We start from the raw sequence: 21,182 nt of genomic DNA, 5'->3' as shown, positions 1-21,182 counted from the left end.
AGTATGAAGCTCGAGTTTGAACAGATACAGCCCACGGCCGGCAGCTCCTTTCGGCTGCTGCACTACACGGAGGCCGAGGAAGGAGGAATTCTGTGGCACTACCACCCCGAATACGAGCTGCTCTACATCCCGCAGGGCAGCGGGCGGCGCCACATCGGGCAGCACGTGTCGCGCTACGAAGGCGGGGAGCTGTTGTTTATGGGCCCCAACCTGCCTCACCTGAGCTTCAGTCACGAGCAGCACGGGCCCTTCGAGCAAGTAGTAGTACAGCTGCGGGCCGACTTCCTGGGCGACACCTTCCTGCAGCGGCCCGAGCTGGCAGCAGTGCAGCAGCTCTTTGTGCGCTCGGCCCAGGGGTTGTCTTTCGGGCCCGAAACCCGGGCGGCCGTGGGCGACGCCCTGCGCCGGATGATGGAGCAGCCGGCCCCGATTCGGCTGCTCACCCTGCTGCAGGTACTCTACACCCTGGCCGATGCCGCCGACGTGACCGAGCTGCACGCCCACATGGGCACTTCCGGGGGCGTGCAGGTGAAGGAGCAGAAGCGTCTGGGCCGCATCTACCAGTACATTCAGGAGCACTTTGCCGAGCCCATCACGGTGCAGGAGCTGGCCGACGTGGCCAACCTGTCGGTGCCCGCGTTTTGCCGCTACTTCAAGAAGATGACCAGCCAGACGCTCACCAACTTTCTGCAGGAGTACCGCATCAGCCACGCCCGGCTACTGTTGCTCCAGGACTTACCCATTACGGAGGTCAGCTACGCCAGCGGGTTTAACAACCTGTCGCACTTCAACCGCACGTTTCGCCGCCTCACCGGCCTCACGCCCTCCGCTTATCGGGAGCAGAAAGGCGTGGTGCCGGTGAGCTAGTCCACCGGCTACTGCGGAAGCAAGAAGGCAAAAATGCCGAACTTGCGGCCTGGTAACCACGGTGTTTTCGGTGTGGTCCCTTACCGACTTCCTGTTGACCTTATTTCCCGCCCAAGCTCCTCTGCTTACGTAGAAGGAACCTACCCCTGATTGTACTTCCCATGAAAAATTCCCGGCTTGAACACGACTTCCTTGGCGAGCGAAGCATTCCCAACGAGGCGTACTACGGCATCCAGACCCTGCGGGCCCTGGAAAACTTCAACATCACCGGTATTCCACTACGTACCGAGCCGCTGTTTGTACAGTCGTTGGCCTACGTAAAGAAAGCCGCGGCCTTGGCCAACCGGGACCTGCGTGTGCTCGACCCAAATATTGCCGACTGCATTGCCGCCGCCTGCGACAAGGTAGCCTCTGGGGAATATGATGGACAGTTTCTGACGGACATGATTCAGGGCGGAGCTGGTACGTCGGTCAACATGAACGCCAACGAGGTTATTGCCAACGTGGCCCTGGAGCTGATGGGCCATGAGAAAGGCCAGTACGAGTTCTGCCACCCCAACAACCACGTCAACTGCTCCCAGAGCACCAACGACGCTTATCCTACCGCCTTCCGCATTGCGCTGAGCAACAAGCTCGTCGGCTACGCGCAAACCCTGGGCGACCTGGCCGATGCCTTTGCCCAGAAAGGCGACGAGTTTCGCAACGTACTCAAGATGGGCCGCACCCAGCTGCAGGATGCCGTACCCATGAGCATGGGCGACGAATTCCGGGCCTTTGCTACCAACCTGCGCGAGGAGCTGCTCCGCATCGAGGACAGCCGCCGCCTCATCAGTGAAATCAACATGGGGGCCACGGCCATCGGTACCCGGGTAAATGCTCCGGATGGCTACGCCGAGTTGGTGACCGAGCACCTGCGCACCATCACGGGCCTGGAGCTGGTGCTGGCCGGCGACTTGATTGAGGCTACCTACGATACCGGCGCCTACGTGCAGCTCTCGGGCGTACTCAAGCGCACGGCCGTGAAGCTCTCCAAGATCTGCAACGATTTGCGCCTGCTTTCCTCGGGGCCGCGCACGGGCTTCAACGAAATCAACCTGCCGCCCTTGCAGCCGGGCTCCAGCATCATGCCCGGCAAGGTGAATCCGGTGGTACCCGAAGTGGTAAACCAGACGGCTTTCTACGTCATCGGGGCCGACCTGACAGTGACCATGGCGGCTGAGGCCGGGCAGTTGCAGCTCAACGTGATGGAGCCGGTAATTTCCTTTGCCCTGTTCACGTCCATTTCCTACATGACCAATGCCTGCCGGACCCTGCGCGAGAAATGCGTGCTGGGTATTACGGCCAACGTGGCCCACGCCGAGCAGCTCGTGCGCAACAGCATCGGCATCGTGACCCAGCTCAACCCCGTGCTGGGCTACGAAACCTCGGCCGAAATTGCCAAGGAAGCCCTGCGCACCGGCAAGACGGTGTACGACGTGGCCGTAACCGAGCGGCACTTGTTGAGCCAGGATAAGTGGGACGAAATCTTCACTTTCGAAAACCTGATTCGCCCGCACTTCATCCAGTAGTACCGGCCTGGTTCCGACGCGCCAACGGGCAGCCCGTTTCACACGGGCTGCCCGTTGGCTTTTATACGTTATCCTATACTTCCGTAACTATCCGTTCACTTACAATGGCCCGCCGCCCAACCCTCTCCGATGGGGCGGCAGGCTGTTTCTGACTATTGCGCCGCAATAATGACCGCGCCGTTTTTTCCGCGGGCCCCAAAGCGCTGCTGAGCATCCTTGGCGCTGAGGGGCGTTACCTGCTGGGTTTGAGCTGCCAGCTGCCGCTGAAACTCCGGCCGCCCTACTTCCTTGTCGCCGATGAGCAGCAGCTTGCCGGTCAGGTCCACTAAGCCGTTGAGCTTGCGGTTCAGGGCCACTACTTCCGGGGCATTTTCATGCTGCTTGGTCGTAATCAGGATGGCCTCCGTGGCACCGGTAGTGCCCAATACTTGCCCCACACTTTCGCCTTTCAGGGCATTCATGCTGGCAATGTCATTGGGGTTGAGCTGGTCGACGGCGGCTTTGGTAGCGGGCTTGCCGTCAATGTAGTACACGGCCTCCGCGGGCAGACCGGCGGCCGTTTGCGGCAGGGCAGTGGTGGCTGGGGCCGTTTTGGCGCCGGCAAACGTGAGGGTCAAGCCTAGGGTGAGGGGCGCGAGCAGCAGGTACTTGGCCAGCTGCAGCCGCGACGATTGTTGCTTGTTCATCATGGCAATCCGGGTTTTAAGGGTTAAAAAATGAAAATGATTAACTAAAGCATTACCCACTGCCCGCGTGCTGGCCCGCAGTAGGCTGTATTGATATTGCTTGCTATCCACCTGGCCCGAGCTCAGCAGGCGTTGGTCGGTGGTAAACTCCAGGTTTTCGGCAATGGCGCGCCGGAGCAGCCAGGCGGCGGGGTTGCACCAGAAAACCACCACGCCCAGGTGAGCCAGCAGGGTATCGAGCGTGTGCCACTGCCGCACGTGCACCAACTCGTGGCGCAGCACCACAGCCAGCTCATCGGGCTCGTATTGCCGCGGGTTCAGGTAGATGGTCTGCCAGAAGGAAAACGCGCTGACCGGCTCCGGCACGGCCCGCACCACCTGCCCGGCTACCACCGCGGGCCGGCTGCGCCGATGCACACCGTATAACCCGGCCAACTGCAAGCTTAAGCGGACCAACAACAGCCCAGCACCTGCAGCATAGCCGATCAGCAAGCAGCGCCCGACGGTGGTAGCTGCGGTGGCGCGAGGCGTCCAGGCTAAGGCTATGCTGTGCCAGTCGGCCACGGCAGCAGGCAGCCCGGGGCCAGCCTGCTTCTCTAGCGGGAGAAGCGAGGTTACGTCTACCAGCGGATACCCGGCCGCGAAAAGCAGGGCAAAAACCAACAGGCCCCGGTTGAGCGAATAGAACGTAAGGGGCCGCAGCAGGCCGTAGTAGAGTACACTGAACAGCAACAAAGCCACGTTGGCCTGCAACAGATAAAGCAAGGGCGCCGGCATGCTTACTTGGCCTCGCCGTTTTCAATCATGCGGATGATGTCCTGCAACTCGGCCGCGCTGATTTTCTGCTCCTTGGCAAAAAACGTCACCAGCTCCTTGTAGGAATTGCGGAAATAGTCGCCCACGAAGGCTGACATAAACCGCTTGCGGTAGTCTTCGGCCTTAATGAGGGGAGAGTACCGGAAGGAGTTGCCGAGCTTCTCGGCCCGCAGGTAGCCTTTGCGCTCCAGATTGCGGATGGTAGAGGCCAGCGTGGTGTAGGGCGGCCGGGGCTCGGGCAACAGTTCCAGCACGTCTTTCGTGAAGCCGCCGTCGAGCTTCCAGAGCACCTGCATGGCCTCTTCTTCGGGTTGGGTTAGCTTTTCCATAAGTCAATTACGAATCTTTCGTAATACTACGATATTTTCGTAATAAAGAGTAAATGGACTAGCTAAAACTGCTCTTTATTTTTTCAAACAGTTTATTTATAGACAGATACCCAGTATTCGGTTCTATCTGGCGCTACTGCTTGCCGCAGTGTAGGGTTTGCTTTTCCCAATTAGCGTTACTTCGCAGCTCGCCATTTCTGTTTCTTATGCACCTTCTTGCTTTTGGCGGCAGCCTACGCCCAGCATCCACTACCGGTCAGCTGCTGCGGGCCGCTGCGGCCCTGGCTCCGGCCGATGTGCAGTTCAGCTTCTACGAGGGACTGGCCGGTCTGCCCCACTTTAGTCCGGAGCTGGATGCCGACCCGCTGCCGCCGGCCGTAATCACGTTGCGGCAGGCTTTGGCCATGGCCGACGGTATCCTATTCTGCACGCCGGAATATGCCTACGGAGTGCCCGGCGCTTTTAAAAATGCCCTGGACTGGCTGGTTTCAACTACCCTTATGACGCATAAGCCCGTGGCTGTTATGAGTGCTTCGCCCAGCTTTCTGGGCGGCGACAAAGCCCATGCATCCCTGCTGCTCACGCTGACGGCCCTGAATACGCGCATCGCGGAGGACGCCAGCCTACTGATTGCGGGAGTGCGCACCAAGCTTAATGCCGCCGGCGAAGTGACGGATGAGGCAACCCGGCAGCAACTGCGGGAAACTGTAGCCGCTCTGATACGGGCCTGCCGGGCGGTTTAGCGCAGACCTGCGCGGCGCTGCCGCTCGTGGAGCCAGCTGATGGCCTCGCCCTCGTCGCCGAAAAAAGCCACGACGAAGGGTTCCTGGTCGTAGAATTCGGGGCTGCGGAAGCTGGGGCCAGCCATTATGGCTTCTTTCAGCGTGGGGCTGGCCAGATAGGCTACGCACAGCTGCCCACCCAAGCGGCGGCCTATGGCGGGGAAAAAATCGGTGAGTAGCCACTGGGTGGTGGCCGGGTCGTTGAAGCTGCGGCGCCGGATATCCTGGAGCCAGAAGCGGCAGCCCGATTCCTCGCCCAGCCGCCGCAGCTCCTCATACACGGCTGGCAGCTGTTCAATCTCAGGCTGGTAGCCCCAGCGGCCCACGAAGATGTTAAGGTCGGGGCGGTAAACCAGGTGCAGCAGTTCGGAAATCGGTTCAGAGCTCATGGGCAGGGTTTGGGAGCCGCAACATACGCACATTCCGGCCGCGCGGGTTGCCTAGGCTTTGCGGGGCAGCTTCTTCACGAAAGCAGCCAAGGCCTGCTTGACCTCGGTAGGATTTTCAAGCAAGGAATAATGCTTGCCGGGCACCTCAACCACCTGCAGGCTGGGAAACCGGAATGACTTATGGTGGTCGGGGCCTACCATGTAGTCGTCGCGGCCCGCTATGACCAGTACCGGCATCTTCAGCGCGGCCGTACCCGGCGTCATATCCTGCACGTAGCCCTGAATAGCGGGACCCTGAAACAGCGTGGTGGCAAAGTCGCGGTTGGCCGGCACGCCCTTCATGGCCCGATTCAGGTGGGCCGGAGTGGAGTCGTTGGCGTACATAAACTTATTCATCAGCCCTTGCTGCCCCAGCAGGCCCATCACCATGCCGAAGCGCTGGGGTAGAGGAGCGGCCGGGTCCAGGGGCGGACGGCTGGCCTCGGGCAGCAGCTTGTAGCCGTTGGTGGCCGTGCTTTCCATGGAAGCGGGCAGGTTCAAAATGCTGTTTGCCAGCACCAGTCCCTGCACCCGCTCGGGGTACTTGCTGGCGTAGGCTGTGGCAATAATACCACCAAAAGAGTGCGACATAACCACCCACTTCTCCAGGCCAAGCTGTTGGCGCACATCCTCCAAGTCCTGCACCAGGCGCTCAATGGCGTAGTTCTTGGCCGGGTCGGAGGCGGAACGGCCGCTGCCGCGCTGGTCCAGGTAAATCATCTGGAAGCTTTGCTCCAGGGTTTTGCCTGCCAACGCTTCGATGCCGTAGCTGCCCGCCCCGGGGCCCCGTGCACAAACACACAGGGCACCCCCTTGCCCGCCACTTTGGTGTAGAGCTTCACGCCGTCGGTGGTGGTAATGGCGGGCGTGCCATTGGCCAGGGCGGCTTTCTTTTGGGCTGCGGCGGGCTGCGCCGTCGAGCATAGTAGCAATATCAGACCCAGAAGCCAGGCAAACCAACGGGAGTGAGAGCAAACAGATACCATGGCAGTAGAATAACGGATGAGCAGAAAAGTCAGGGCTGAATATAAAAATTCTGCTCTGCTATCCGTCCGTTGTTCTGCTACCTGCTCAGCGTTGGGTTTTGCCCTTCAGGTCCCAGTGGCTCGACTTTACCGCCACGCCATCGGGCTGCCGCTTAATGGTGCGGGTGTACCGCTCCCCGGCAATGATGCCGTCGGGCCGGCGCTTGCCGATGAAGAGCAGCACCGGTTCCCCATGCTCGTTGGTTACGAAGGTAATGTCGTGACCCTTGAACACGTCGTCGATGGAGGTGGAGGGCTCGTAGAGCTTGCTGAGCTTCTGGTCTAGCTGGGGGTGCAGGGCATGGCGGGCAGGTTGCTGTAGGCCGTTCTACGACAGCCGTGGCCTGCCCGGTTAACCTGGGCTTGTAAGCTGAAGCACAAAAAAGGCGCCCCGTGCAATACGGAGCGCCTTTCTGGGCACTGAGGAAGCCGGAAAGCTTACCAGATTTTAGCCCGCTCGTTTTCGGCGCGCACCATTTTGCCATCCTTGCAGCCAAAGGCCTCATAGAACTGCGTCATGTTCTGCAGCGGGCCGTTGGTGCGGTACTGAGCTGGGGAGTGCGGGTCGGTGAGCACCTGCTGGCGCAGGTATTCGGGCGGGCGTTGGTACGCCACACCTGGGCCCAGCTCAGGAAAAAGCGCTGCTCGGGCGTGAAGCCGTCGTAGTTGGGGCGGGGGTTCGAGCCGTACTTCTGCTGCAGCTGCTTTTCCAGGGCTGAGTAAGCCAGGGCCAGACCGCCGAAGTCGGCCAGGTTTTCACCCATGGTCAGCTTGCCGTTCACAAACACCGAGTCCAGGGGCGAGAAGGCTGAGTACTGGGCGCCTACCATGTTGGCGCGCTTGGTGAAGTTGTCGGCGTCTTCCTTGGTCCACCAGTCGCGCAGGTTGCCTTCCGCATCCGACTGCCGGCCCTGGTCGTCGAAACCGTGGGTAATTTCGTGGCCGATAACGGCGCCCATGCCGCCGTAGTTAACCGCGTCGTCGGCCTTGGGGTCGAAGAACGGGGGTTGCATGATGCCGGCCGGGAACACGATTTCGTTCATGGCCGGGTTGTAGTAGGCATTCACCGTGGGCGGGGTCATGCCCCACTCGCCGCGGTCAATCGGCTTGCCGTATTTCTGAGCGTTGTCCTTATACTCCCACATGCGGGCGGCCAGCACGTTCTGCAGGTACGACTCGCGCGACATGTTCAGGGCCGAGTAGTCCTTCCACTTGTCGGGTAGCCGATTTTGACGGTGAAGGAATTCAGCTTTTTCAGGGCTTCGGTCTTGGTAGCGGTGCTCATCCAGTCGAGGCCCTGAATGTGCTCAGCCATAGCCGTCTTGATGTTGTTCACCATTTCCAGAGCCTTCTGCTTGGTTTCGGGCGAGAAGGCCTTGTCCACGTAGAGCTGACCGAACGCTTCGCCCAGGGTGGCGTCGGTGGCGCGCAGCATGCGCTTCCAGCGGGGCTGCTGCACCTTGGCGCCGGTCAAGGCCTGGGTGAAGCGGAACGACTCGTCGTTGTAGGCCTTGGGCAAAGCCGAAGCCGCCGAGTTGACCATGTGCCAGCGCAGGTAGGTTTTCCAGTCGCCCAGGGGCTCCGACTGCAAGGCCGTGCTGGCTTCTTTCAGGAACTCGGGCTGACCCACAATTACTTCCTTGGCCGAGCCCAGACCGAGCTGCTGCAACAGGCTGGTTACGCCCAGGTTGGGGAACTGCTTGTTGGCCTCGGCCACGGTCATCTTGTTGTAGTTGGCGTAGGGGTCGCGCAGGGCTACGCGGTCCTTGGAAGCCTTAGCCAGCCGGGTTTCGAGCCGCACTACGGTATTCGCGTTCTTGGTAGCCGTGGCTTCGTTGTCGCCGAGCTGCTTGAACATGTTGGTCAGGTAGGTCATGTAGGCCGAGCGAATCTGCTTGGAGCGCGCATCGTCCTTGAGGTAGTAGTCGCGGTCGGGGAGGGTGAGGCCGCCCTGCGACATATAGACGGCATACTCCGTGCTTTTCTTGCGGTCCTGGCGCACGCCCACGCCCAGTACCGAGCGGGTTTGCAGCATCTGCTGGCGGGCCAGCGAAGCCTGCAGGCCTTTGAGGTCCTTGATGCCGGCAATGCGGTCCAACTCGGGCTTGAGGTATTTGAGACCGGCTTTTTCAATAGCCATCGAATCCATGGCCGAGGCGTAGAAGTCGCCTACTTTCTGGGCATTAGAGCCCTTGGCGGCCGAGCGGTTGGCGGCAGCCTCCACCAGAATTTGCCGCATCACGGTTTCGTTCTGGTTGATGAGCTGGTTCCAGGAGCTCCAGCGCGACTCGGCGGCGGGCACCGGGTTGTTCTTAAGCCAGGTGCCGGAAGCGTACTGGAAGAAGTTGTCGCAGGGCGACACCGACTTGTCGATGTTCGTCACATCGAGGCCCACGCCGGGCACGGAGGGCAAGGAGCCGGGCGCTGCGGTCGTCGTTGTGGAGGCCGTAGCGGTAGCCGTGGCGTCGGGGGTAGTGGTGGCAGCAGCCGTGGAAGCCGGGCCGCTGGCAGCGCAGCCGGCCAGCGTGAGGCCGGCGGCGGTGCCCAGGGCACCCAAGGCTAGTAAGAGTTGGTTTTTGTTGGTCATCATGCAGAGTAAAGGAAAGGCAGAAAAAGAGCAGCTTCAACCGGGCGACAACCCGCAGCCCGGCTTGGTTCCGGGAAGATAAGCACCAAGGCTGCAACTCCCGGCAAAACCGGCCCACTGGGTGGCTGCTGGCGCAGGTCGCGCCAAAGACAGCGTTGCCAGCGCAGGGCTGCATTGCCGGCGGTTATCTTTGCCCGCCACTCCTATATAGTACCTGGCCGTTTTCCAGTATCCCGCATGAACATCATCGACAAAGTAGCTTGGCTGCATCTGCACGAAGGCCGGGTGCTGAGTACCCGCAGCCGGGGCAAGGACCGCTACTATTTTCCCGGTGGCAAGCGCGAAGCCGGCGAAACCGATGCCCAAACTCTGATTCGGGAAATCCGGGAGGAGCTGACCGTGGAGCTTGAGCCCGGCAGCCTGCGCTACCTGGGCACCTTCGAGGCCCAGGCCCACGGCCACGCCGCCGGTATTCTGGTGCGCATGCTCTGCTACGCGGCCGAGTACCGGGGTACGCTGCAGCCCGCCGCCGAAATCGAGGAAGTAACGTGGCTCACCTACCAGGACCGTCCCCGCGTGTCACCCGTCGATCAGCTGATATTGGACTGGCTGCGCGAGGCCGGGCAAATAGCTGAGTAGCAAAGGATACTGTTCTCCCCCTTTGGCAAACGCCATTCAACGCAAAAAGCCCTCCACCACGGCGCTGGTAAAGGGCTTTTGCTATTATGTAAGAGTGGTGGCAGTCCGCAGAGAAAGGTCTTTCGCTCTGCTCAGGCTGACAGCTCCCGCCGAAGCTACTTATGACGCTTGGCGCGAGCGTATTGCACGGGCCACTCCACGTCTACTCCCAGCTCCTGGGCGGCGTGAAGCGGGAAGTTCGGGTCGCGCAGCATTTCGCGGGCCAGCAGCACCAGGTCGGCCTGCCCGCTGGCCACGATGCTTTCGGCCTGCTGGGCGTTGGTGATAATACCCACGGCGCCGGTCAGAATATCAGCTTCCTGCCGGACCCGGGCCGCAAACTCCACTTGGTAACCGGGCCCCACCGGAATCTGGGCCGTGGGCACGTTGCCGCCGGTGGAGCAGTCAATCAGGTCGACGCCCCGGTCTTTGAGCAGCTTGGCCAGGTCAATAGAGTCTTCGGTGGTCCAGCCGCCTTCGGTCCAGTCGGTGGCCGAGATGCGCACAAACAGGGGATACTCGGCGGGCCACTCGGCACGGGTCATGTCCACGATTTGCAGCAGCAGCCGGCAGCGGTTTTCAAACGAGCCGCCGTAGGCATCGGTGCGGGCATTGCTCAGGGGCGAAAGAAACTCGTGCAGCAGGTATCCATGGGCCGCGTGCAGCTCGATTACCTGAAAGCCGGCCGCCAGGGCCCGCAGCGTGGCCGCCCGGAAGTCGGCAATGACTTTATCTATTCCGGCCTGGTCGAGGGCCGCGGGTTCGGGCTGGCCCGCGTGAAACGGCACGGCGCTGGGCGCCACAGTTTGCCAGCCGCCTTCCTCCTCGGGCACTACACCGCTGCCTTTCCAGGACGTGAAGGTGCTGGCTTTGCGGCCGGCGTGCGCCAGCTGAATGCCGGCCGCGGCCCCGTGCTCAGCCAGAAAACTGGTGATGCGCTTCAGGCCCGGCAGGTGCTCATCACTCCAGATGCCCAAGTCGTCGGGGTGATGCGGCCTTCCGGCGACACGGCCGTGGCCTCGGTGATAATCAGGCCCGCACCGCCCACCGCCCGGCTGCCCAGATGCACCAGGTGCCAGTCGTTGACGAACCCGTCGCGGCTGCTGTACATGCACATCGGCGACACAGTGATGCGGTTTTTAATCGTGAGGCCGCGAATCGTAAGCGGCGTAAAGAGACTGGCCATAGCAATACAGGTTGAGTAGGTGGGTTAAACCGAATTGGGGAGGCGCAGGTTTTGGCTACTCAGCTAGCCGCACCGCCAATTCGTCTTCGTCCGGCGCTTATTCCACGATTATCCCATACTTGCCAACCAGGCCCAGCAGACCTGTCAGCGTGAAGCGGGCCTTGGTCAGGGTGTTGCCGTCGGGGTCGATGCTGAACTCGGAGGCGGTGGTAAAGTCGGCCCCCACGAGCTGGGTGTTGCGGAACACGGTGCCGCGCAGGGTGCAGTCCTGAAACACGGCGTCGGTCAGGTCGGCACTGGTAAAGTCAGCATCGGTCAGAGAGCAGGTCACAAACCGGGTGTTGCGCAGCTTCTTGCCAAAGAAAGAGGCATAATGCAGCTGGCAGCCCTGGAAATGAACTTCGAACAGGAAGTCGCGGCAGGCCGCAAACTGCACTCCCGACAACTTGCAGTCGGTAAACGCTACGTTCTGCAGGCTGGCCCCCGCCATGGCCGCCGATGACAGATTGCAGCGCTCAAACAGGCAGTCGGCAAACCGGAGCTGGCTGAACTGGGCCCCGGAGAAGTCGCAGCCGATAAAGTGGCACTGCTCAAACTCGGTTTCGGGCTGAGCTGCCAGCGTACGGGCGTCCCAACGCTCAAAACGGTTTTCGGCGGGAAATACGGTGGGCCGGCCGGTCGGCTTCGCTCGACGCTGCTTCATAGCAAGAAGGTAGTTCAGAAGATAAAAGGGAAGGGTAACCGGGGCAAAAGCCGGGCTAGGGTTGCTGCTGCAGCCAGCGCACAGCCTCGCCTTCCTCCACAAACCGCTCGGCCAGAAAAGGCTTGCCCCCGAAGTAGGTCGCGGGCGGAAAAGCCGCGTCGGCGTCCTGGTCGCGCAGGTTTACGGGAGCCAGCAAGTAGGCCAGATAAGTACGCTGGTGCAGGCGGGGCTGGAGCTGGGGCAAAAATGTGCTCAGCATCCACTGGGCACCTTCTCGGTCAGTATTGAAGCGCCGGCGGCCGTCGAGCAGCCAGTGCCGGCAGCCGTGCTCGGCGGCGTATTCCAGCAAAACCAGGTAGCCCTGCTGCATTTCCGCCACCGAAATCAGGCGCTGCCAACGCACTAGCAGCACATTCAGATCGGGACGGAAGGTGAGCGTCAGAAAATCGGGAACGGGAGGCAGAGGCATGGGCGGCGGGTAGCGGGCAAAGCTACGCGCCCAGGCTACAAGTAAGAACCCCGGCCGGAAAATTTCGCCGGGAGCCGCCAACAAAAACAGGCACGGGACAAAGCCCCGCGCCTGTAAACAAGCGGGTTGAGCCCAGATGACCCCAACCACTACTTGCCCGGAACTGGCGCCGAGGCGCCATATACCTGGTTTTCTGCTGAAAAAGGACCGTAAACCAAACCCAAGAAGCTTGCAGGAACCTCCTGTAGCCCAGCCCTGGCCCCAACCCAATATTGCTTCCTTTGACGAGCTTCCGCAATACCTACTTGTGGGTATTTTGACTGGCTAGCAGTACAGCAGGGGAGAAGCAATAGCTTGAGTCGGGCAAGCTGCTCATAGCGCCATAATTATATTCAACTTATTCCGGCTTCATCCTTCTAAATCACAACAAGAAACCTTATTGACTAAATACCAACCCATAAAACGTCTGTTTAACTACAAAAATTACAATTTATTCTTTTTAACAGCTTGCCATTTCTTCGAAATAATCCAATAAACTTGTAGTTCAGTCGAAAGACTATCCGGTCCGCAAACCGGTGGTTCAGCGTGTTACTTGCCAAGTTGGATTTGTGAAGAAAATACTGGCCCTGCTACTAGGGCTGCTAGCTTTTCCCGCGCTAGCTCAAACGGGGGCCTCTACGCCGCAGCTGGCCCACTGCGACGCCGCCATTGAGCAGTTTATGAAGCGCTGGAAAATTCCGGGCGCCTCGGTAGCCATCAGCCGGCAGGGCAAGCTGGTCTACAGCCGGGCTTTCGGCTACGCCGACCTGGCCCGCACCGAACCCATGCGCCCATCCCACCTGCTGCGGGTGGCCAGCGTGTCGAAGCCGGTGACGGCCACAGCCATTATGAAGCTGGTAGAAGAAGGCCGCATTGATCTGCAGCACAAGGCCTTTGGGCCCGAGGGCTATTTGCAGTCGGCGTACTACACCGGCGCCATTCAGGACGAGCGGATCTACGACATTACGGTGCAGCAGCTGCTGGAGCACAGCGCCGGCTGGAACCGCAACAACGGCGTGGACGGCTACAACACCTCCGACCCCATCGACTTCCCCTTGCACGTGGCCGACGCGCTGAGCGTGCCCAACCCGGTGGGCGACTCTACCATGGTGCGCTTTCTGCTCAGCAAGGGCCTCGACTTCAAGCCCGGAGCCCGCTATGCCTATTCCAACGTAGGCTACCTCGTGCTGGGCAAGATTCTGGAGCAGATAACCCGGCAGCCCTACGAGGCCTGGGTGCAGGAGCATATTCTGGCCCCGGCCGGAATTCACGAAGCACACCTGGGCCGCAACCTGCTGACGAACAAGAACGAGCGGGAAGCCGAATACTTCAGCAAAGAGCACCGGCTGTCTTGCTATGGCACCGGCAAGGAAGTGCCGGCCGCCTACGGCACCTGGAACATTGAGGCCATGAATGCACACGGCGGCTGGCTGTTTACGGCCCGGGACCTGGTACGTCTGATGCTGGCCACCGACGGCAACCCCACCCAGCCCGACGTGCTGGCGCCCACAACCCTGGCTCAGATGATGGAGCCTTCCGAAAACAACCGCCACTATGCCAAGGGTTGGATGGTCAGCAAGAAGGTGAACTGGCACACCGGCAGCTTAGAAGGCACGGCCAGCTGCGTGGCCCAAACGGCCGACGGCTACACCTGGGCCATTCTGCTCAACAGCCGCGCCAACCCCAACCGTTTCTGGAACGACCTGGAAAAGCTGGGCTGGGAGTGCGTGGAAGGCGCCACCGAGTGGCCCGAACAGGACTTTTTCCCGCCGGCACAGAACGCCGCTACCCTGCGTGCCACGGCCACCCAGCCCACCACCGCCGCCCTACGCTGGACCAACGGCAACGGCAGCCGTCGCCTCGTGGTAGTGCGGGAGGGCAGCCCAGTCGAAACCCTGCCCCACGACGGCACCAGCTACGCCGCCGATGCTGCTTTTGGCCACGGCTCGGCCCTGAGCAAGGGAACCTACGTAGTAGCCGCCGGCACCGACAGCACCGTGACCATCCGAAATCTGGCGCCCAACAAGACGTATTACGCCCGGGTGGTGGAGTATTTCCAGAACGACACCACCGGCCAGCAGGCCATGTATGCCCTGGATGGCAACCCCTCCTGGCAGTTTCACACGCCTGCGGCACCGTCCTTGTTGGCCAAGCGCAGCCGCTCTACTGGTAAAAAGGCAACGGCAGCCAGCCGCTCGACCAAGAGCCTCAACGTCAGCAAAGCTGCCGGCAAAAAGCCTTTGCCCGCTACCAAGCCTGCCTCCACCGACGGGGCCGAACCTCAGCTCAGCAAGCAGCACTCCAAGGGCTGGAGCTGGCTGAAGTGGTTTGCCCGCGCCTAAGGTTGGCGTTTGCCTGCAAGGCTTAGTTGCCGACAGTTTTTGTCTTTGCGGGAAGTTGAGCGTATAAGCGGCGTAAAAGTCCGGCCGGCACGTGTACTTTCGGGTACCAGCCGGGCGTAACGCATGCGTCCGTTGCGGGGTCCTGCCAAAGGCCAGCCCCGCTTTTCGCTTCAACTATGACACAGATTCGCACGGGCCTGCTGGCCTACGGTATGTCGGGCAAGGTTTTTCACGCCCCTTTTGTTGCCACCCACCCCGGCTTTGTGCTCAGTGCCGTGACGGAGCGTAGCCGCAAAGAAGCCCGGCAGCAGTATCCTGAAGTGGTGAGCTACGACAGCGTGGAAGCCTTGCTGGCCGACGACAGCCTGGAGCTGGTGGTCGTAAACACGCCCAGCAACACCCACGCCGACTTCACCCGCCAGGCCCTGCTGGCCGGCAAGCACGTGCTGCTGGAAAAGCCCGTGGCCACGTCGCCCGATGAGGTGCGGGAGCTGTGGGGCCTGGCCCAGCAGCAGGGCAAGCACCTACTGGCTTACCAGAACCGCCGCTGGGACAGTGACTTTCAGCTAGTTAAGCATGTTATCGAAAGCGGGCAGCTGGGCCGGCTGGTGGAAGTTACCTTCCGCTACGACCGGTTCAAGACGACGCTGAATCCCAAGCCGTTCAAGGAAACGCCCCTGCCCGGCAGCGGCTTGGTATACGACCTGGGGCCCCACCTGATTGACCAGGCCATCAGCCTCTTCGGTCAGCCCCTAAAAACGCGCAAAACCACTGGCCGCTTCCGCACGGGCACCCAGGTCGACGACTACTTCTCCATCCAACTGCTATACTCGGGCTTCACGGTATCCTTAGTATCCGGCCTGCTGATTGCCGACCCGTTGCCGGCCTTTGTGGTGCATGGCACCCAGGGCAGCTTCCGCAAAAACCGCAGCGACGTTCAGGAAGCCCAACTGCTGGCTGGCCTCTCGCCCCTGGCCCCCGAGTACGGCCTGGAGCCCGCCGACCAAGCCGGCACCCTGACTATTGCCGGCGGCAATGACGTGAAAACGACCACGGTTCTGCCTGCCGCGAAAGGCGACTACACAGGTTTGTTCGAGGCCGTGTACCACACCATTCGCCACGGTGAGCCCTATCCTATTCGGGAAGAGCAGCTGCTGTGGCAAAATGAAATTCTGGCCCAAGCCGACGACCTCTGGGCGCTATAGGCTTAATTAAATCCGCAGGCGTGGCTCACGCTACGCCTGCCTGTAGTGGGCTTACACCTGTTTGGGCCGCTCCAGCTTGCTGACTGGGTATTGCGGGTCCATTTCGCGCAGGGCGTCGCGTAGGGCTTTGGCTACCACGTAGGCTTTGTACCAGTTCTGGTCGGCGGGTACCAGGTGCCAGGGGCAGCTTTCGGGGCTGCAGTGGCGGAACACGTCTTCGTACACGGCCCGGTACAGGGGCCATTTCAGCGCCTTGGTCTCGTCGCCGGCCTCGTACTTCCACTGCTTGGCCGGGTCGCTGATGCGCTCCTGCAGCCGCTCGCGCTGTTCCTGCTCCGATACGTGCAGGTAAAACTTCAGAACCGTAGTACCGGCCTGCTGCAGAAGCTTTTCGAAGGCATTGATGGCCGTAAAGCGCCGGCGGGCTTCCTCCGTGGTGATGAGCTTCTCGACCCGCGTAATGAGCACGTCTTCGTAGTGGGAACGGTTGAACACCTGTATCATGCCATGGCGCGGCACCTGCTGATGTACCCGCCACAGAAAGTCGTGGGCTAGCTCCTCGGTAGTCGGCTCCTTGAAGGCGTGGACCCGCACGCCCTGGGGGTTGAGCCCGCTGAATACCTTACGAATCAGCCCATCTTTCCCGCTGGCATCCATACCCTGCAGAATAACCAGCACGCTACGGCGGTTTTCGGCGTAGAGCCGGTCCTGCAACTCTACCAGGTCCTGCCGGATTCGCTCCGTTTCGCGCTGAATATCATCCTTATGTACTTTTGAAGGGGCTTTGCTATCGGCAGTAAGCAAATCGAAGGAGGCGGAGTCTTTCATATATAATGGCGGGTAATAGCTAAGGAAGTCAACTATACGAGCGGCGTCTGGGAAAAGACTATTGACCAGCAACTGCTAGACTGAACGACGTCAAGGTGGCAAGCACACGGAAAGTCCGGCCAATTATGCATGCCACATTGGCCGAAATATAAGGCATTGAGGAGCTTGCGGCGGTCAATATGGCTGCTTTGGCTACTTAACGTGGCTTAAAACGGGTTGGTACAGCGTTTGTATTTAAGCAGTCAACCAAGAAAGGAAAACTAGCCATGAATCTGATTAGCAAAGAGTTTATTCGCAACATCGCCCCCCAGCTCGACCTGCTCAACACGTTAGGTGGAGGCACGGCCCAGGCGGTAGTGCGTGTGGATAAGCGCGAGCAGGGCGTGGTGATTCGGGTGGCAATTCCGGCCGTACGTCCCGAAAACTTCCACGTAGTGCTCGACAACTCCCGCCTGACGGTGTACTGCGAGTATCGCCACACGCCCGAGGATCAGGTAGCAGCTCCGCTGTTTGCCCAGAGCCTGGACCTGCCCGCCAATCTCGACCTGACCCGCATCGACGCGGTGCACAAGGGCAGTGAGCTGCAGGTGCGCATCCCCTTCAAGGATGCTGCCGCCCAGAAACGCGAAATTGAAATCAAGCAGCGCTAGGAATCTGCTCCTGCTGCATTCTTCATACCGTCGGGGCCGACCGACACCATTGTTCCACTTGGCCACTGCCTCCGCAGTGGCTTTTTTATTGCCTTCTTGAGTTGGCTTCTAGCCAAACAGTGGAATCAGCAGCACGAAACCCAGCAGTAGCGACAGATAAAACCACCCCATCACCTGCCCGCGGTAACGCCGCGGCAGCCGGTTGCTGAGCACCAGCACGGCCGCGACTACCAGCACCAGGTACAACAGCAGAAACACCACCGTTTTTACCCAGTTGCTGACGATGGTGTTTTCGGGTTGAAACTGGTCGGCCATGCCCAGGCCTGAGGTCAGCCAGCGCAGCAGGTAATAGGCCGCGGTTTCAAACGCGACGAACAGGACCGCGCCCAGCAGTAGCTCCCCGGGCCCGGATTTTTGTTTGATTTCAGCCATTGCAGCCCTAAGCTACAAAAACAAGTCGGCCAGCGGATATTCCACTGGCCGACGGGCGGTACTGGTCTGACGGGTAAGGCCGACTATTTCTTGCCTTTGCCGTTGGGCTTCCGGTCAAAGGTGAGGGTGACGGCTCCGGAAGGCTCCGTGGTAGCCACCGTGTTGTAGGTCAGGCCTTTGGTGGGCCCTTCGAATACTTCAACGTAGGTTGAGTTGAACACCACGCGCTGCGCCGGGCGCTGCCCTTCGGGAACCATACCGCGCCATACGGCCGAGGAGTTGCCGCTGGGCGTTACGATAAACTTCTCCTGGGTCATCGTCACGCAGGACGTAGCCGGCAGTGTGGGCAGACCCAGCAAGGTATTCGTCATGCATTCCTGCCGGTCGGTTTTCAGCACGTAGGCCCCGTTACCGTTTTGTACCGCGCCTCCAATTCTATTGTTCTGGGCCTGAACGGAGCTGCCAGCAACCAATAAGCCGGCGAAAAGCAGAGCGCTGAAGAAGTTGTGCGTGCGGTTTTTCATGTTGAAAGGAGGGAGAGTGAGAGAGGATTTCTTTGTGTTGTCCAAGGCCAGCCAAGAACTATACCAGAAAACTCAGCCACTATTCCCGCCCCGGCAGCTCGCTGTTCTTTACGGAAGCTGCCGGCCCAGAATTTCAGCCGTGCGGGCCCGCACGTACAAATCTTCCACCTTAGTTCGGGCCCAGGGCGTACGGCGCAGAAACGTCAGGCTGGACTTTACGGATGGATTGACTGCGAAGCAGTTAACCTTGATTCGCTCGTCGAGGCCCGGCCAGCCGTAGTGGGCTACCAGATACTCCAGAATCTGAGCCAGCGTGACGCCGTGCAGCTCCCGAATGAGGTGGCCGGATTCGTCACGAACTTCGTTGGGGTTGGGCTGAGCCATAAAGCAAAAGGCGTTTAGCAGGAACCACAAAGGTGCTGAAAAGCGCTTGTATCTACGTAGCCAACGGCAGCCGGGAGGCGGGGAAGATGGGTTTTTGCCGGCTTTTGCACATCATTGGCTTAAACTTGTTCGTTACCTTTGGCATGGCGACCCTCATGAATAAACCTTCCCGACGACCTGCTTCGCGCCGCCGCGCTTCTTCCTGGCGCCGCTATCTGGGCCTGGCCGTACTGGCTATAGGGATTCTGGGCTTGGCCGGCTACCTGCGCTACCAGCGCCAGATTCACCGCTACGCCCGCCGGGCCTACGCCAGCTTCAGGGCCGGCAGCCTCACGGGCCGCGAAAAAACCCCACTGCTGACGGGCTACTCGGTGCACGGTATCGATGTATCCTCGTACCAGGGCAAGGTTGACTGGGCGACCGTAGCCGAGCACAACGTGCGCTTTGCTTTCATCAAAGCCAGTGAGGGCGTTACCCTGCGCGACTCCCGCTTTCAGCGCAACTGGAAAGGCGCCCGGGCGGCGGGTATTTACCGCGGCGCTTACCATTACTTTCAGCCCAACTACGACGGCGCCAAACAAGCCAACCTGTTTACCCGCACCGTACCACTGGAGGCCGGCGACCTGCCGCCGGTGCTGGATGTGGAAGCACCCGAGTTTCACGACGTAGCCGTGATGCGGCGGGGCGTGGGCACCTGGCTGCGGCTGGTAGAGCGCCACTACGGGGTGAAACCCATTCTGTACTCCAACTACAGCTTTTATAAGCGCCACCTGGCCGGGCACTTCGACGACTACCCGCTCTGGCTGGCCCATTACGAGGTCGAAAGCCCCAAATTGCCCCGCGACAAGTGGATTATCTGGCAGCACAGCGACGAAGCCTACATTCCCGGAATCCGCGGCACGGTCGACTTCAATGTGTTTCAGGGTAATTTCGAGAGCCTGCTGGCCCTGCGCATTCCGGCTGCCCGTTCCGGCAAATCCAACTAACCGCTGCTTTCATGACTGTTGCTCTGCTTCGTTCCTCTGTCGTTGGCCTGCTGGCTGGTTTGCTTTTGCTTAGCAGCTGCGGCGGTAGCAAGAATGCCTTTACCCAGTCGGGTGGCGCTTCCTACTACGCCGACAAGTTCAACGGCCGCAAAACGGCCAGCGGCACCACGTATCGGCCAAACAAGCTTACGGCGGCTCATAATACCCTGCCCTTCGGTACCGTGGTCAAGGTGACGAACCCGCGCAACAACCGCTCGGTCAAAGTAACCGTTACTGACCGGGGACCCCACGCGAAAGGCCGTGTAATTGACCTTTCACGCAAGGCAGCTCGTAAAATAGACATCGTCGATGCTGGCGTGGCGCCCGTGCAGCTTAAAGTGGTTCGGGCCAAAGGCCGACGCTAGAACCCGAATTATCTTCTCACTCTTTACCCAGCCGCTGCTCGTATGCGCATCCGCAAAAAAGTCAAATGGGTCCAACCCGCCGAGGCCGACCGGTTTACCAACCTCAGCGCTTTCGTGAAGGCCGCCGAAGCTCAGGGCTGGACCGAAGCTGAAATCCAGTTCGTTATCAACGAAATAGTGGAAGCCCGCGACGAAGCCGAGGTACACGAAATATTCCGGGACTACACCCACCTGTAGCCTTTGGGCCTGCCTACAAACTACAAAAGCTCCGACGCAGCCTGCGTCGGAGCTTTTGTAGTTTGGGAGTAAGTGCTGGAAAGCTTAGTTCTTGCGCTTCGCCTTCATCTTGCCTTTGCCGTTTTTAGCCATCATCATCAGGCTGTCCTGCTCAGCTTTCATGGCTTTAGTAGTCAGGCGGCCACTGAGCGACATCATGTCGCCTTCCTGCAGGGTCACGGTACTGCCGTCGGGCTTGGTTACGGTGCCATCAGCCATGATTTTGGTGCCGTTGGTCAGGGTCGCGGGCTCAGTCAAAGCAGTGGTGTGGCCCTGCTGGGTCAGCAGCACCTTGCCTTCCTGCATCAGCACCCCGTCTTTCATCGTGACACCTTCCCGTACTACGGTTTTGGGCTTGGGGGCAACTGCCCGGCGGGGCGCAACTTTGGTTTGGGCCTGGGCGGCCACGCCAACTACGGTTAGCCCGAGAGTCAGCAAAAAGGAGAAACGAAGCTTCATGAGAGAATCATTAAAGTGAGAGAGGAGCGCTTGGTAGCGGAAGTGTAAAATACAAAATCCTGGCAAAAGTTCCGGGCTCTTCCGCAACAACCATCTTTTCCTGGTTGGCGTTAAAAAGAGCAACCAGTTTTGCCGATTTACTATTTACTGCCTTCTAAGCCCAACCTTATGTCAAATCAAACGTCACCCCAGGACATTTACACTGAGTTTCGCCAGCAGGTCAATATGACGCCTGCCGAACTGGAGAAATGGCTTACAACGGAGGAATCCAAATCGGTAGGGCAGGACGACGGTGACGGTGAAAGCGTCGGGCACAAGTCGGGCCGCCGGATTATTCAGCTTTTGGGCAAGCCCAAGACCGAGCTTACTGCCGACGATGAAGCGCATATGCATAAAGTACACGCGTATATCAGTCGCCACCTGGCGCAGGGCCCGCAGGCCGACAAAGAGCATTCCCGCTGGCGCTATTCGCTGATGAATTGGGGCCACGACCCGATGAAAAAGTAGCTTTGCAGTGGGCAGATTTCAA

At 60.1% G+C, this 21,182-nt stretch carries 25 protein-coding genes and 2 pseudogenes; 11 read left to right on the top strand and 16 right to left on the bottom strand.

The genetic code is table 11. The features are described from left to right. Nucleotides 1–3: 3 nt before the first annotated feature. Nucleotides 4–867, top strand: coding sequence for a helix-turn-helix domain-containing protein (locus tag MUN79_RS04805; RefSeq protein WP_244676646.1), 864 nt, complete (start codon nucleotides 4–6; stop codon nucleotides 865–867). A 161-nt stretch (nucleotides 868–1,028) separates the two neighbouring features. After that, the gene (aspA, locus tag MUN79_RS04800; RefSeq protein ID WP_244676645.1) at nucleotides 1,029–2,435 is read left to right on the top strand and encodes an aspartate ammonia-lyase; all 1,407 of its coding nucleotides are present in this window, start codon (nucleotides 1,029–1,031) and stop codon (nucleotides 2,433–2,435) included. 152 nt (nucleotides 2,436–2,587) lie between these two features. On the opposite strand, the gene MUN79_RS04795 is transcribed toward aspA, so the two are convergent. After that, on the bottom strand, nucleotides 2,588–3,886 hold the full coding sequence (locus MUN79_RS04795; RefSeq protein WP_244676644.1) for a M56 family metallopeptidase: 1,299 nt from the start codon (nucleotides 3,884–3,886) through the stop codon (nucleotides 2,588–2,590). Nucleotides 3,887–3,900: 14 nt separating this feature from the next. Continuing rightward, a complete protein-coding gene (locus MUN79_RS04790) occupies nucleotides 3,901–4,266 on the bottom strand; it encodes a BlaI/MecI/CopY family transcriptional regulator (protein WP_244676643.1) in 366 nt (121 codons plus the stop codon). A 206-nt stretch (nucleotides 4,267–4,472) separates the two neighbouring features. Between MUN79_RS04790 and MUN79_RS04785 the strand changes: the two genes are divergently transcribed. Then, nucleotides 4,473–5,009: an NADPH-dependent FMN reductase gene (locus tag MUN79_RS04785; protein WP_244676642.1), complete on the top strand. Its 537-nt coding sequence runs from the start codon at nucleotides 4,473–4,475 to the stop codon at nucleotides 5,007–5,009. Here the strand turns inward: MUN79_RS04785 and MUN79_RS04780 are convergent. From MUN79_RS04780 to MUN79_RS04755, 6 genes and pseudogenes are all read right to left on the bottom strand, one after another. Then, complete coding sequence (locus tag MUN79_RS04780) at nucleotides 5,006–5,437, bottom strand: hypothetical protein (protein WP_244676641.1); 432 nt, start codon at nucleotides 5,435–5,437, stop codon at nucleotides 5,006–5,008. The genes MUN79_RS04785 and MUN79_RS04780 overlap by 4 nt on opposite strands. Before the next feature lie 51 nt (nucleotides 5,438–5,488). Next, the gene (locus tag MUN79_RS04775) at nucleotides 5,489–6,229 is read right to left on the bottom strand and encodes an alpha/beta fold hydrolase (RefSeq protein WP_244676640.1); all 741 of its coding nucleotides are present in this window, start codon (nucleotides 6,227–6,229) and stop codon (nucleotides 5,489–5,491) included. Beyond that, entirely contained in the window at nucleotides 6,193–6,462 is a 270-nt protein-coding gene (locus MUN79_RS04770) for a hypothetical protein (protein ID WP_244676639.1), read from the bottom strand. Before MUN79_RS04770 ends, MUN79_RS04775 begins: the two co-directional genes overlap by 37 nt. Nucleotides 6,463–6,547: 85 nt before the next feature. Then, nucleotides 6,548–6,736: a hypothetical protein gene (locus MUN79_RS04765; protein ID WP_244676638.1), complete on the bottom strand. Its 189-nt coding sequence runs from the start codon at nucleotides 6,734–6,736 to the stop codon at nucleotides 6,548–6,550. A 203-nt stretch (nucleotides 6,737–6,939) separates the two neighbouring features. After that, nucleotides 6,940–7,514, bottom strand: a pseudogene (locus tag MUN79_RS04760) (M13-type metalloendopeptidase). 176 nt (nucleotides 7,515–7,690) lie between these two features. Continuing rightward, on the bottom strand, nucleotides 7,691–9,091 hold the full coding sequence (locus MUN79_RS04755; protein WP_244676637.1) for a M13 family metallopeptidase: 1,401 nt from the start codon (nucleotides 9,089–9,091) through the stop codon (nucleotides 7,691–7,693). Nucleotides 9,092–9,325: 234 nt separating this feature from the next. Here MUN79_RS04755 and MUN79_RS04750 point away from each other — a divergent pair, with 234 nt between their 5' ends. Continuing rightward, a complete protein-coding gene (locus MUN79_RS04750) occupies nucleotides 9,326–9,727 on the top strand; it encodes an NUDIX hydrolase (protein WP_244676636.1) in 402 nt (133 codons plus the stop codon). 155 nt (nucleotides 9,728–9,882) lie between these two features. Here MUN79_RS04750 and namA read toward each other — a convergent pair. From namA to MUN79_RS04735, 3 genes and pseudogenes are all read right to left on the bottom strand, one after another. Continuing rightward, nucleotides 9,883–10,952 (bottom strand): annotated as a pseudogene (gene namA, locus MUN79_RS04745) (NADPH dehydrogenase NamA). Between the two features lie 97 nt (nucleotides 10,953–11,049). After that, a complete protein-coding gene (locus tag MUN79_RS04740) occupies nucleotides 11,050–11,655 on the bottom strand; it encodes a pentapeptide repeat-containing protein (protein WP_244676635.1) in 606 nt (201 codons plus the stop codon). 55 nt (nucleotides 11,656–11,710) lie between these two features. After that, the gene (locus MUN79_RS04735; RefSeq protein WP_244676634.1) at nucleotides 11,711–12,124 is read right to left on the bottom strand and encodes a hypothetical protein; all 414 of its coding nucleotides are present in this window, start codon (nucleotides 12,122–12,124) and stop codon (nucleotides 11,711–11,713) included. Between the two features lie 608 nt (nucleotides 12,125–12,732). Here MUN79_RS04735 and MUN79_RS04730 point away from each other — a divergent pair. Continuing rightward, complete coding sequence (locus MUN79_RS04730) at nucleotides 12,733–14,505, top strand: serine hydrolase domain-containing protein (protein WP_244676633.1); 1,773 nt, start codon at nucleotides 12,733–12,735, stop codon at nucleotides 14,503–14,505. 176 nt (nucleotides 14,506–14,681) lie between these two features. Continuing rightward, on the top strand, nucleotides 14,682–15,710 hold the full coding sequence (locus MUN79_RS04725) for a Gfo/Idh/MocA family oxidoreductase (RefSeq protein WP_244676632.1): 1,029 nt from the start codon (nucleotides 14,682–14,684) through the stop codon (nucleotides 15,708–15,710). Nucleotides 15,711–15,761: 51 nt separating this feature from the next. Here MUN79_RS04725 and MUN79_RS04720 read toward each other — a convergent pair whose 3' ends face one another. Continuing rightward, on the bottom strand, nucleotides 15,762–16,538 hold the full coding sequence (locus MUN79_RS04720) for a PPK2 family polyphosphate kinase (RefSeq protein ID WP_244676631.1): 777 nt from the start codon (nucleotides 16,536–16,538) through the stop codon (nucleotides 15,762–15,764). 266 nt (nucleotides 16,539–16,804) lie between these two features. On the opposite strand from MUN79_RS04720, the gene MUN79_RS04715 reads away from it, so the two are divergent. After that, entirely contained in the window at nucleotides 16,805–17,188 is a 384-nt protein-coding gene (locus MUN79_RS04715) for an Hsp20/alpha crystallin family protein (protein WP_244676630.1), read from the top strand. A 108-nt stretch (nucleotides 17,189–17,296) separates the two neighbouring features. On the opposite strand, the gene MUN79_RS04710 is transcribed toward MUN79_RS04715, so the two are convergent. The 3 genes from MUN79_RS04710 to MUN79_RS04700 form a co-directional block, all read right to left on the bottom strand. Further along, on the bottom strand, nucleotides 17,297–17,620 hold the full coding sequence (locus MUN79_RS04710; protein ID WP_244676629.1) for a hypothetical protein: 324 nt from the start codon (nucleotides 17,618–17,620) through the stop codon (nucleotides 17,297–17,299). A gap of 83 nt (nucleotides 17,621–17,703) precedes the next feature. After that, nucleotides 17,704–18,144 (bottom strand): hypothetical protein, encoded by a 441-nt coding sequence (locus tag MUN79_RS04705; RefSeq protein WP_244676628.1) that lies wholly within the window; start codon nucleotides 18,142–18,144, stop codon nucleotides 17,704–17,706. A gap of 108 nt (nucleotides 18,145–18,252) precedes the next feature. Beyond that, complete coding sequence (locus tag MUN79_RS04700; protein WP_244676627.1) at nucleotides 18,253–18,528, bottom strand: VF530 family protein; 276 nt, start codon at nucleotides 18,526–18,528, stop codon at nucleotides 18,253–18,255. 143 nt (nucleotides 18,529–18,671) lie between these two features. Here MUN79_RS04700 and MUN79_RS04695 point away from each other — a divergent pair, with 143 nt between their 5' ends. The 3 genes from MUN79_RS04695 to MUN79_RS04685 are packed head-to-tail and all read left to right on the top strand — an operon-like array spanning nucleotide 18,672 to nucleotide 20,155. Beyond that, entirely contained in the window at nucleotides 18,672–19,514 is an 843-nt protein-coding gene (locus MUN79_RS04695; protein ID WP_244676626.1) for a glycoside hydrolase family 25 protein, read from the top strand. Nucleotides 19,515–19,525: 11 nt separating this feature from the next. After that, entirely contained in the window at nucleotides 19,526–19,918 is a 393-nt protein-coding gene (locus MUN79_RS04690; RefSeq protein ID WP_244676625.1) for a septal ring lytic transglycosylase RlpA family protein, read from the top strand. Between the two features lie 42 nt (nucleotides 19,919–19,960). Next, a complete protein-coding gene (locus tag MUN79_RS04685; RefSeq protein ID WP_244676624.1) occupies nucleotides 19,961–20,155 on the top strand; it encodes a hypothetical protein in 195 nt (64 codons plus the stop codon). Nucleotides 20,156–20,239: 84 nt separating this feature from the next. Here the strand turns inward: MUN79_RS04685 and MUN79_RS04680 are convergent, their stop codons facing one another. Continuing rightward, on the bottom strand, nucleotides 20,240–20,653 hold the full coding sequence (locus tag MUN79_RS04680) for a DUF6799 domain-containing protein (RefSeq protein WP_244676623.1): 414 nt from the start codon (nucleotides 20,651–20,653) through the stop codon (nucleotides 20,240–20,242). 168 nt (nucleotides 20,654–20,821) lie between these two features. On the opposite strand from MUN79_RS04680, the gene MUN79_RS04675 reads away from it, so the two are divergent. Then, on the top strand, nucleotides 20,822–21,160 hold the full coding sequence (locus tag MUN79_RS04675; RefSeq protein WP_244676622.1) for a DUF3140 domain-containing protein: 339 nt from the start codon (nucleotides 20,822–20,824) through the stop codon (nucleotides 21,158–21,160). The last annotated feature ends 22 nt before the right edge of the window (nucleotides 21,161–21,182 follow it).

It is taken from the genome of Hymenobacter cellulosilyticus, from assembly GCF_022919215.1.
Classification (GTDB): Bacteria; Bacteroidota; Bacteroidia; order Cytophagales; family Hymenobacteraceae; genus Hymenobacter; species Hymenobacter cellulosilyticus.
Note: the sequence above shows the minus strand (reverse complement) of the source record. Positions and strands in the feature narration are given on the sequence as shown.

Bases quoted from the DNA above. Each gene is read 5' to 3' on its own strand.
- MUN79_RS04805 (WP_244676646.1), top strand. From the start codon at position 4: ATGAAGCTCGAGTTTGAACAGATACAGCCCACGGCCGGCAGCTCCTTT.
- aspA (WP_244676645.1), top strand. From the start codon at position 1,029: ATGAAAAATTCCCGGCTTGAACACGACTTCCTTGGCGAGCGAAGCATT.
- MUN79_RS04790 (WP_244676643.1), bottom strand. From the start codon at position 4,266: ATGGAAAAGCTAACCCAACCCGAAGAAGAGGCCATGCAGGTGCTCTGG.
- MUN79_RS04785 (WP_244676642.1), top strand. From the start codon at position 4,473: ATGCACCTTCTTGCTTTTGGCGGCAGCCTACGCCCAGCATCCACTACC.
- MUN79_RS04780 (WP_244676641.1), bottom strand. From the start codon at position 5,437: ATGAGCTCTGAACCGATTTCCGAACTGCTGCACCTGGTTTACCGCCCC.
- MUN79_RS04770 (WP_244676639.1), bottom strand. From the start codon at position 6,462: ATGGTATCTGTTTGCTCTCACTCCCGTTGGTTTGCCTGGCTTCTGGGT.
- MUN79_RS04755 (WP_244676637.1), bottom strand. From the start codon at position 9,091: ATGATGACCAACAAAAACCAACTCTTACTAGCCTTGGGTGCCCTGGGC.
- MUN79_RS04750 (WP_244676636.1), top strand. From the start codon at position 9,326: ATGAACATCATCGACAAAGTAGCTTGGCTGCATCTGCACGAAGGCCGG.
- MUN79_RS04740 (WP_244676635.1), bottom strand. From the start codon at position 11,655: ATGAAGCAGCGTCGAGCGAAGCCGACCGGCCGGCCCACCGTATTTCCC.
- MUN79_RS04735 (WP_244676634.1), bottom strand. From the start codon at position 12,124: ATGCCTCTGCCTCCCGTTCCCGATTTTCTGACGCTCACCTTCCGTCCC.
- MUN79_RS04725 (WP_244676632.1), top strand. From the start codon at position 14,682: ATGACACAGATTCGCACGGGCCTGCTGGCCTACGGTATGTCGGGCAAG.
- MUN79_RS04720 (WP_244676631.1), bottom strand. From the start codon at position 16,538: ATGAAAGACTCCGCCTCCTTCGATTTGCTTACTGCCGATAGCAAAGCC.
- MUN79_RS04715 (WP_244676630.1), top strand. From the start codon at position 16,805: ATGAATCTGATTAGCAAAGAGTTTATTCGCAACATCGCCCCCCAGCTC.
- MUN79_RS04710 (WP_244676629.1), bottom strand. From the start codon at position 17,620: ATGGCTGAAATCAAACAAAAATCCGGGCCCGGGGAGCTACTGCTGGGC.
- MUN79_RS04705 (WP_244676628.1), bottom strand. From the start codon at position 18,144: ATGAAAAACCGCACGCACAACTTCTTCAGCGCTCTGCTTTTCGCCGGC.
- MUN79_RS04700 (WP_244676627.1), bottom strand. From the start codon at position 18,528: ATGGCTCAGCCCAACCCCAACGAAGTTCGTGACGAATCCGGCCACCTC.
- MUN79_RS04695 (WP_244676626.1), top strand. From the start codon at position 18,672: ATGGCGACCCTCATGAATAAACCTTCCCGACGACCTGCTTCGCGCCGC.
- MUN79_RS04690 (WP_244676625.1), top strand. From the start codon at position 19,526: ATGACTGTTGCTCTGCTTCGTTCCTCTGTCGTTGGCCTGCTGGCTGGT.
- MUN79_RS04685 (WP_244676624.1), top strand. From the start codon at position 19,961: ATGCGCATCCGCAAAAAAGTCAAATGGGTCCAACCCGCCGAGGCCGAC.
- MUN79_RS04680 (WP_244676623.1), bottom strand. From the start codon at position 20,653: ATGAAGCTTCGTTTCTCCTTTTTGCTGACTCTCGGGCTAACCGTAGTT.
- MUN79_RS04675 (WP_244676622.1), top strand. From the start codon at position 20,822: ATGTCAAATCAAACGTCACCCCAGGACATTTACACTGAGTTTCGCCAG.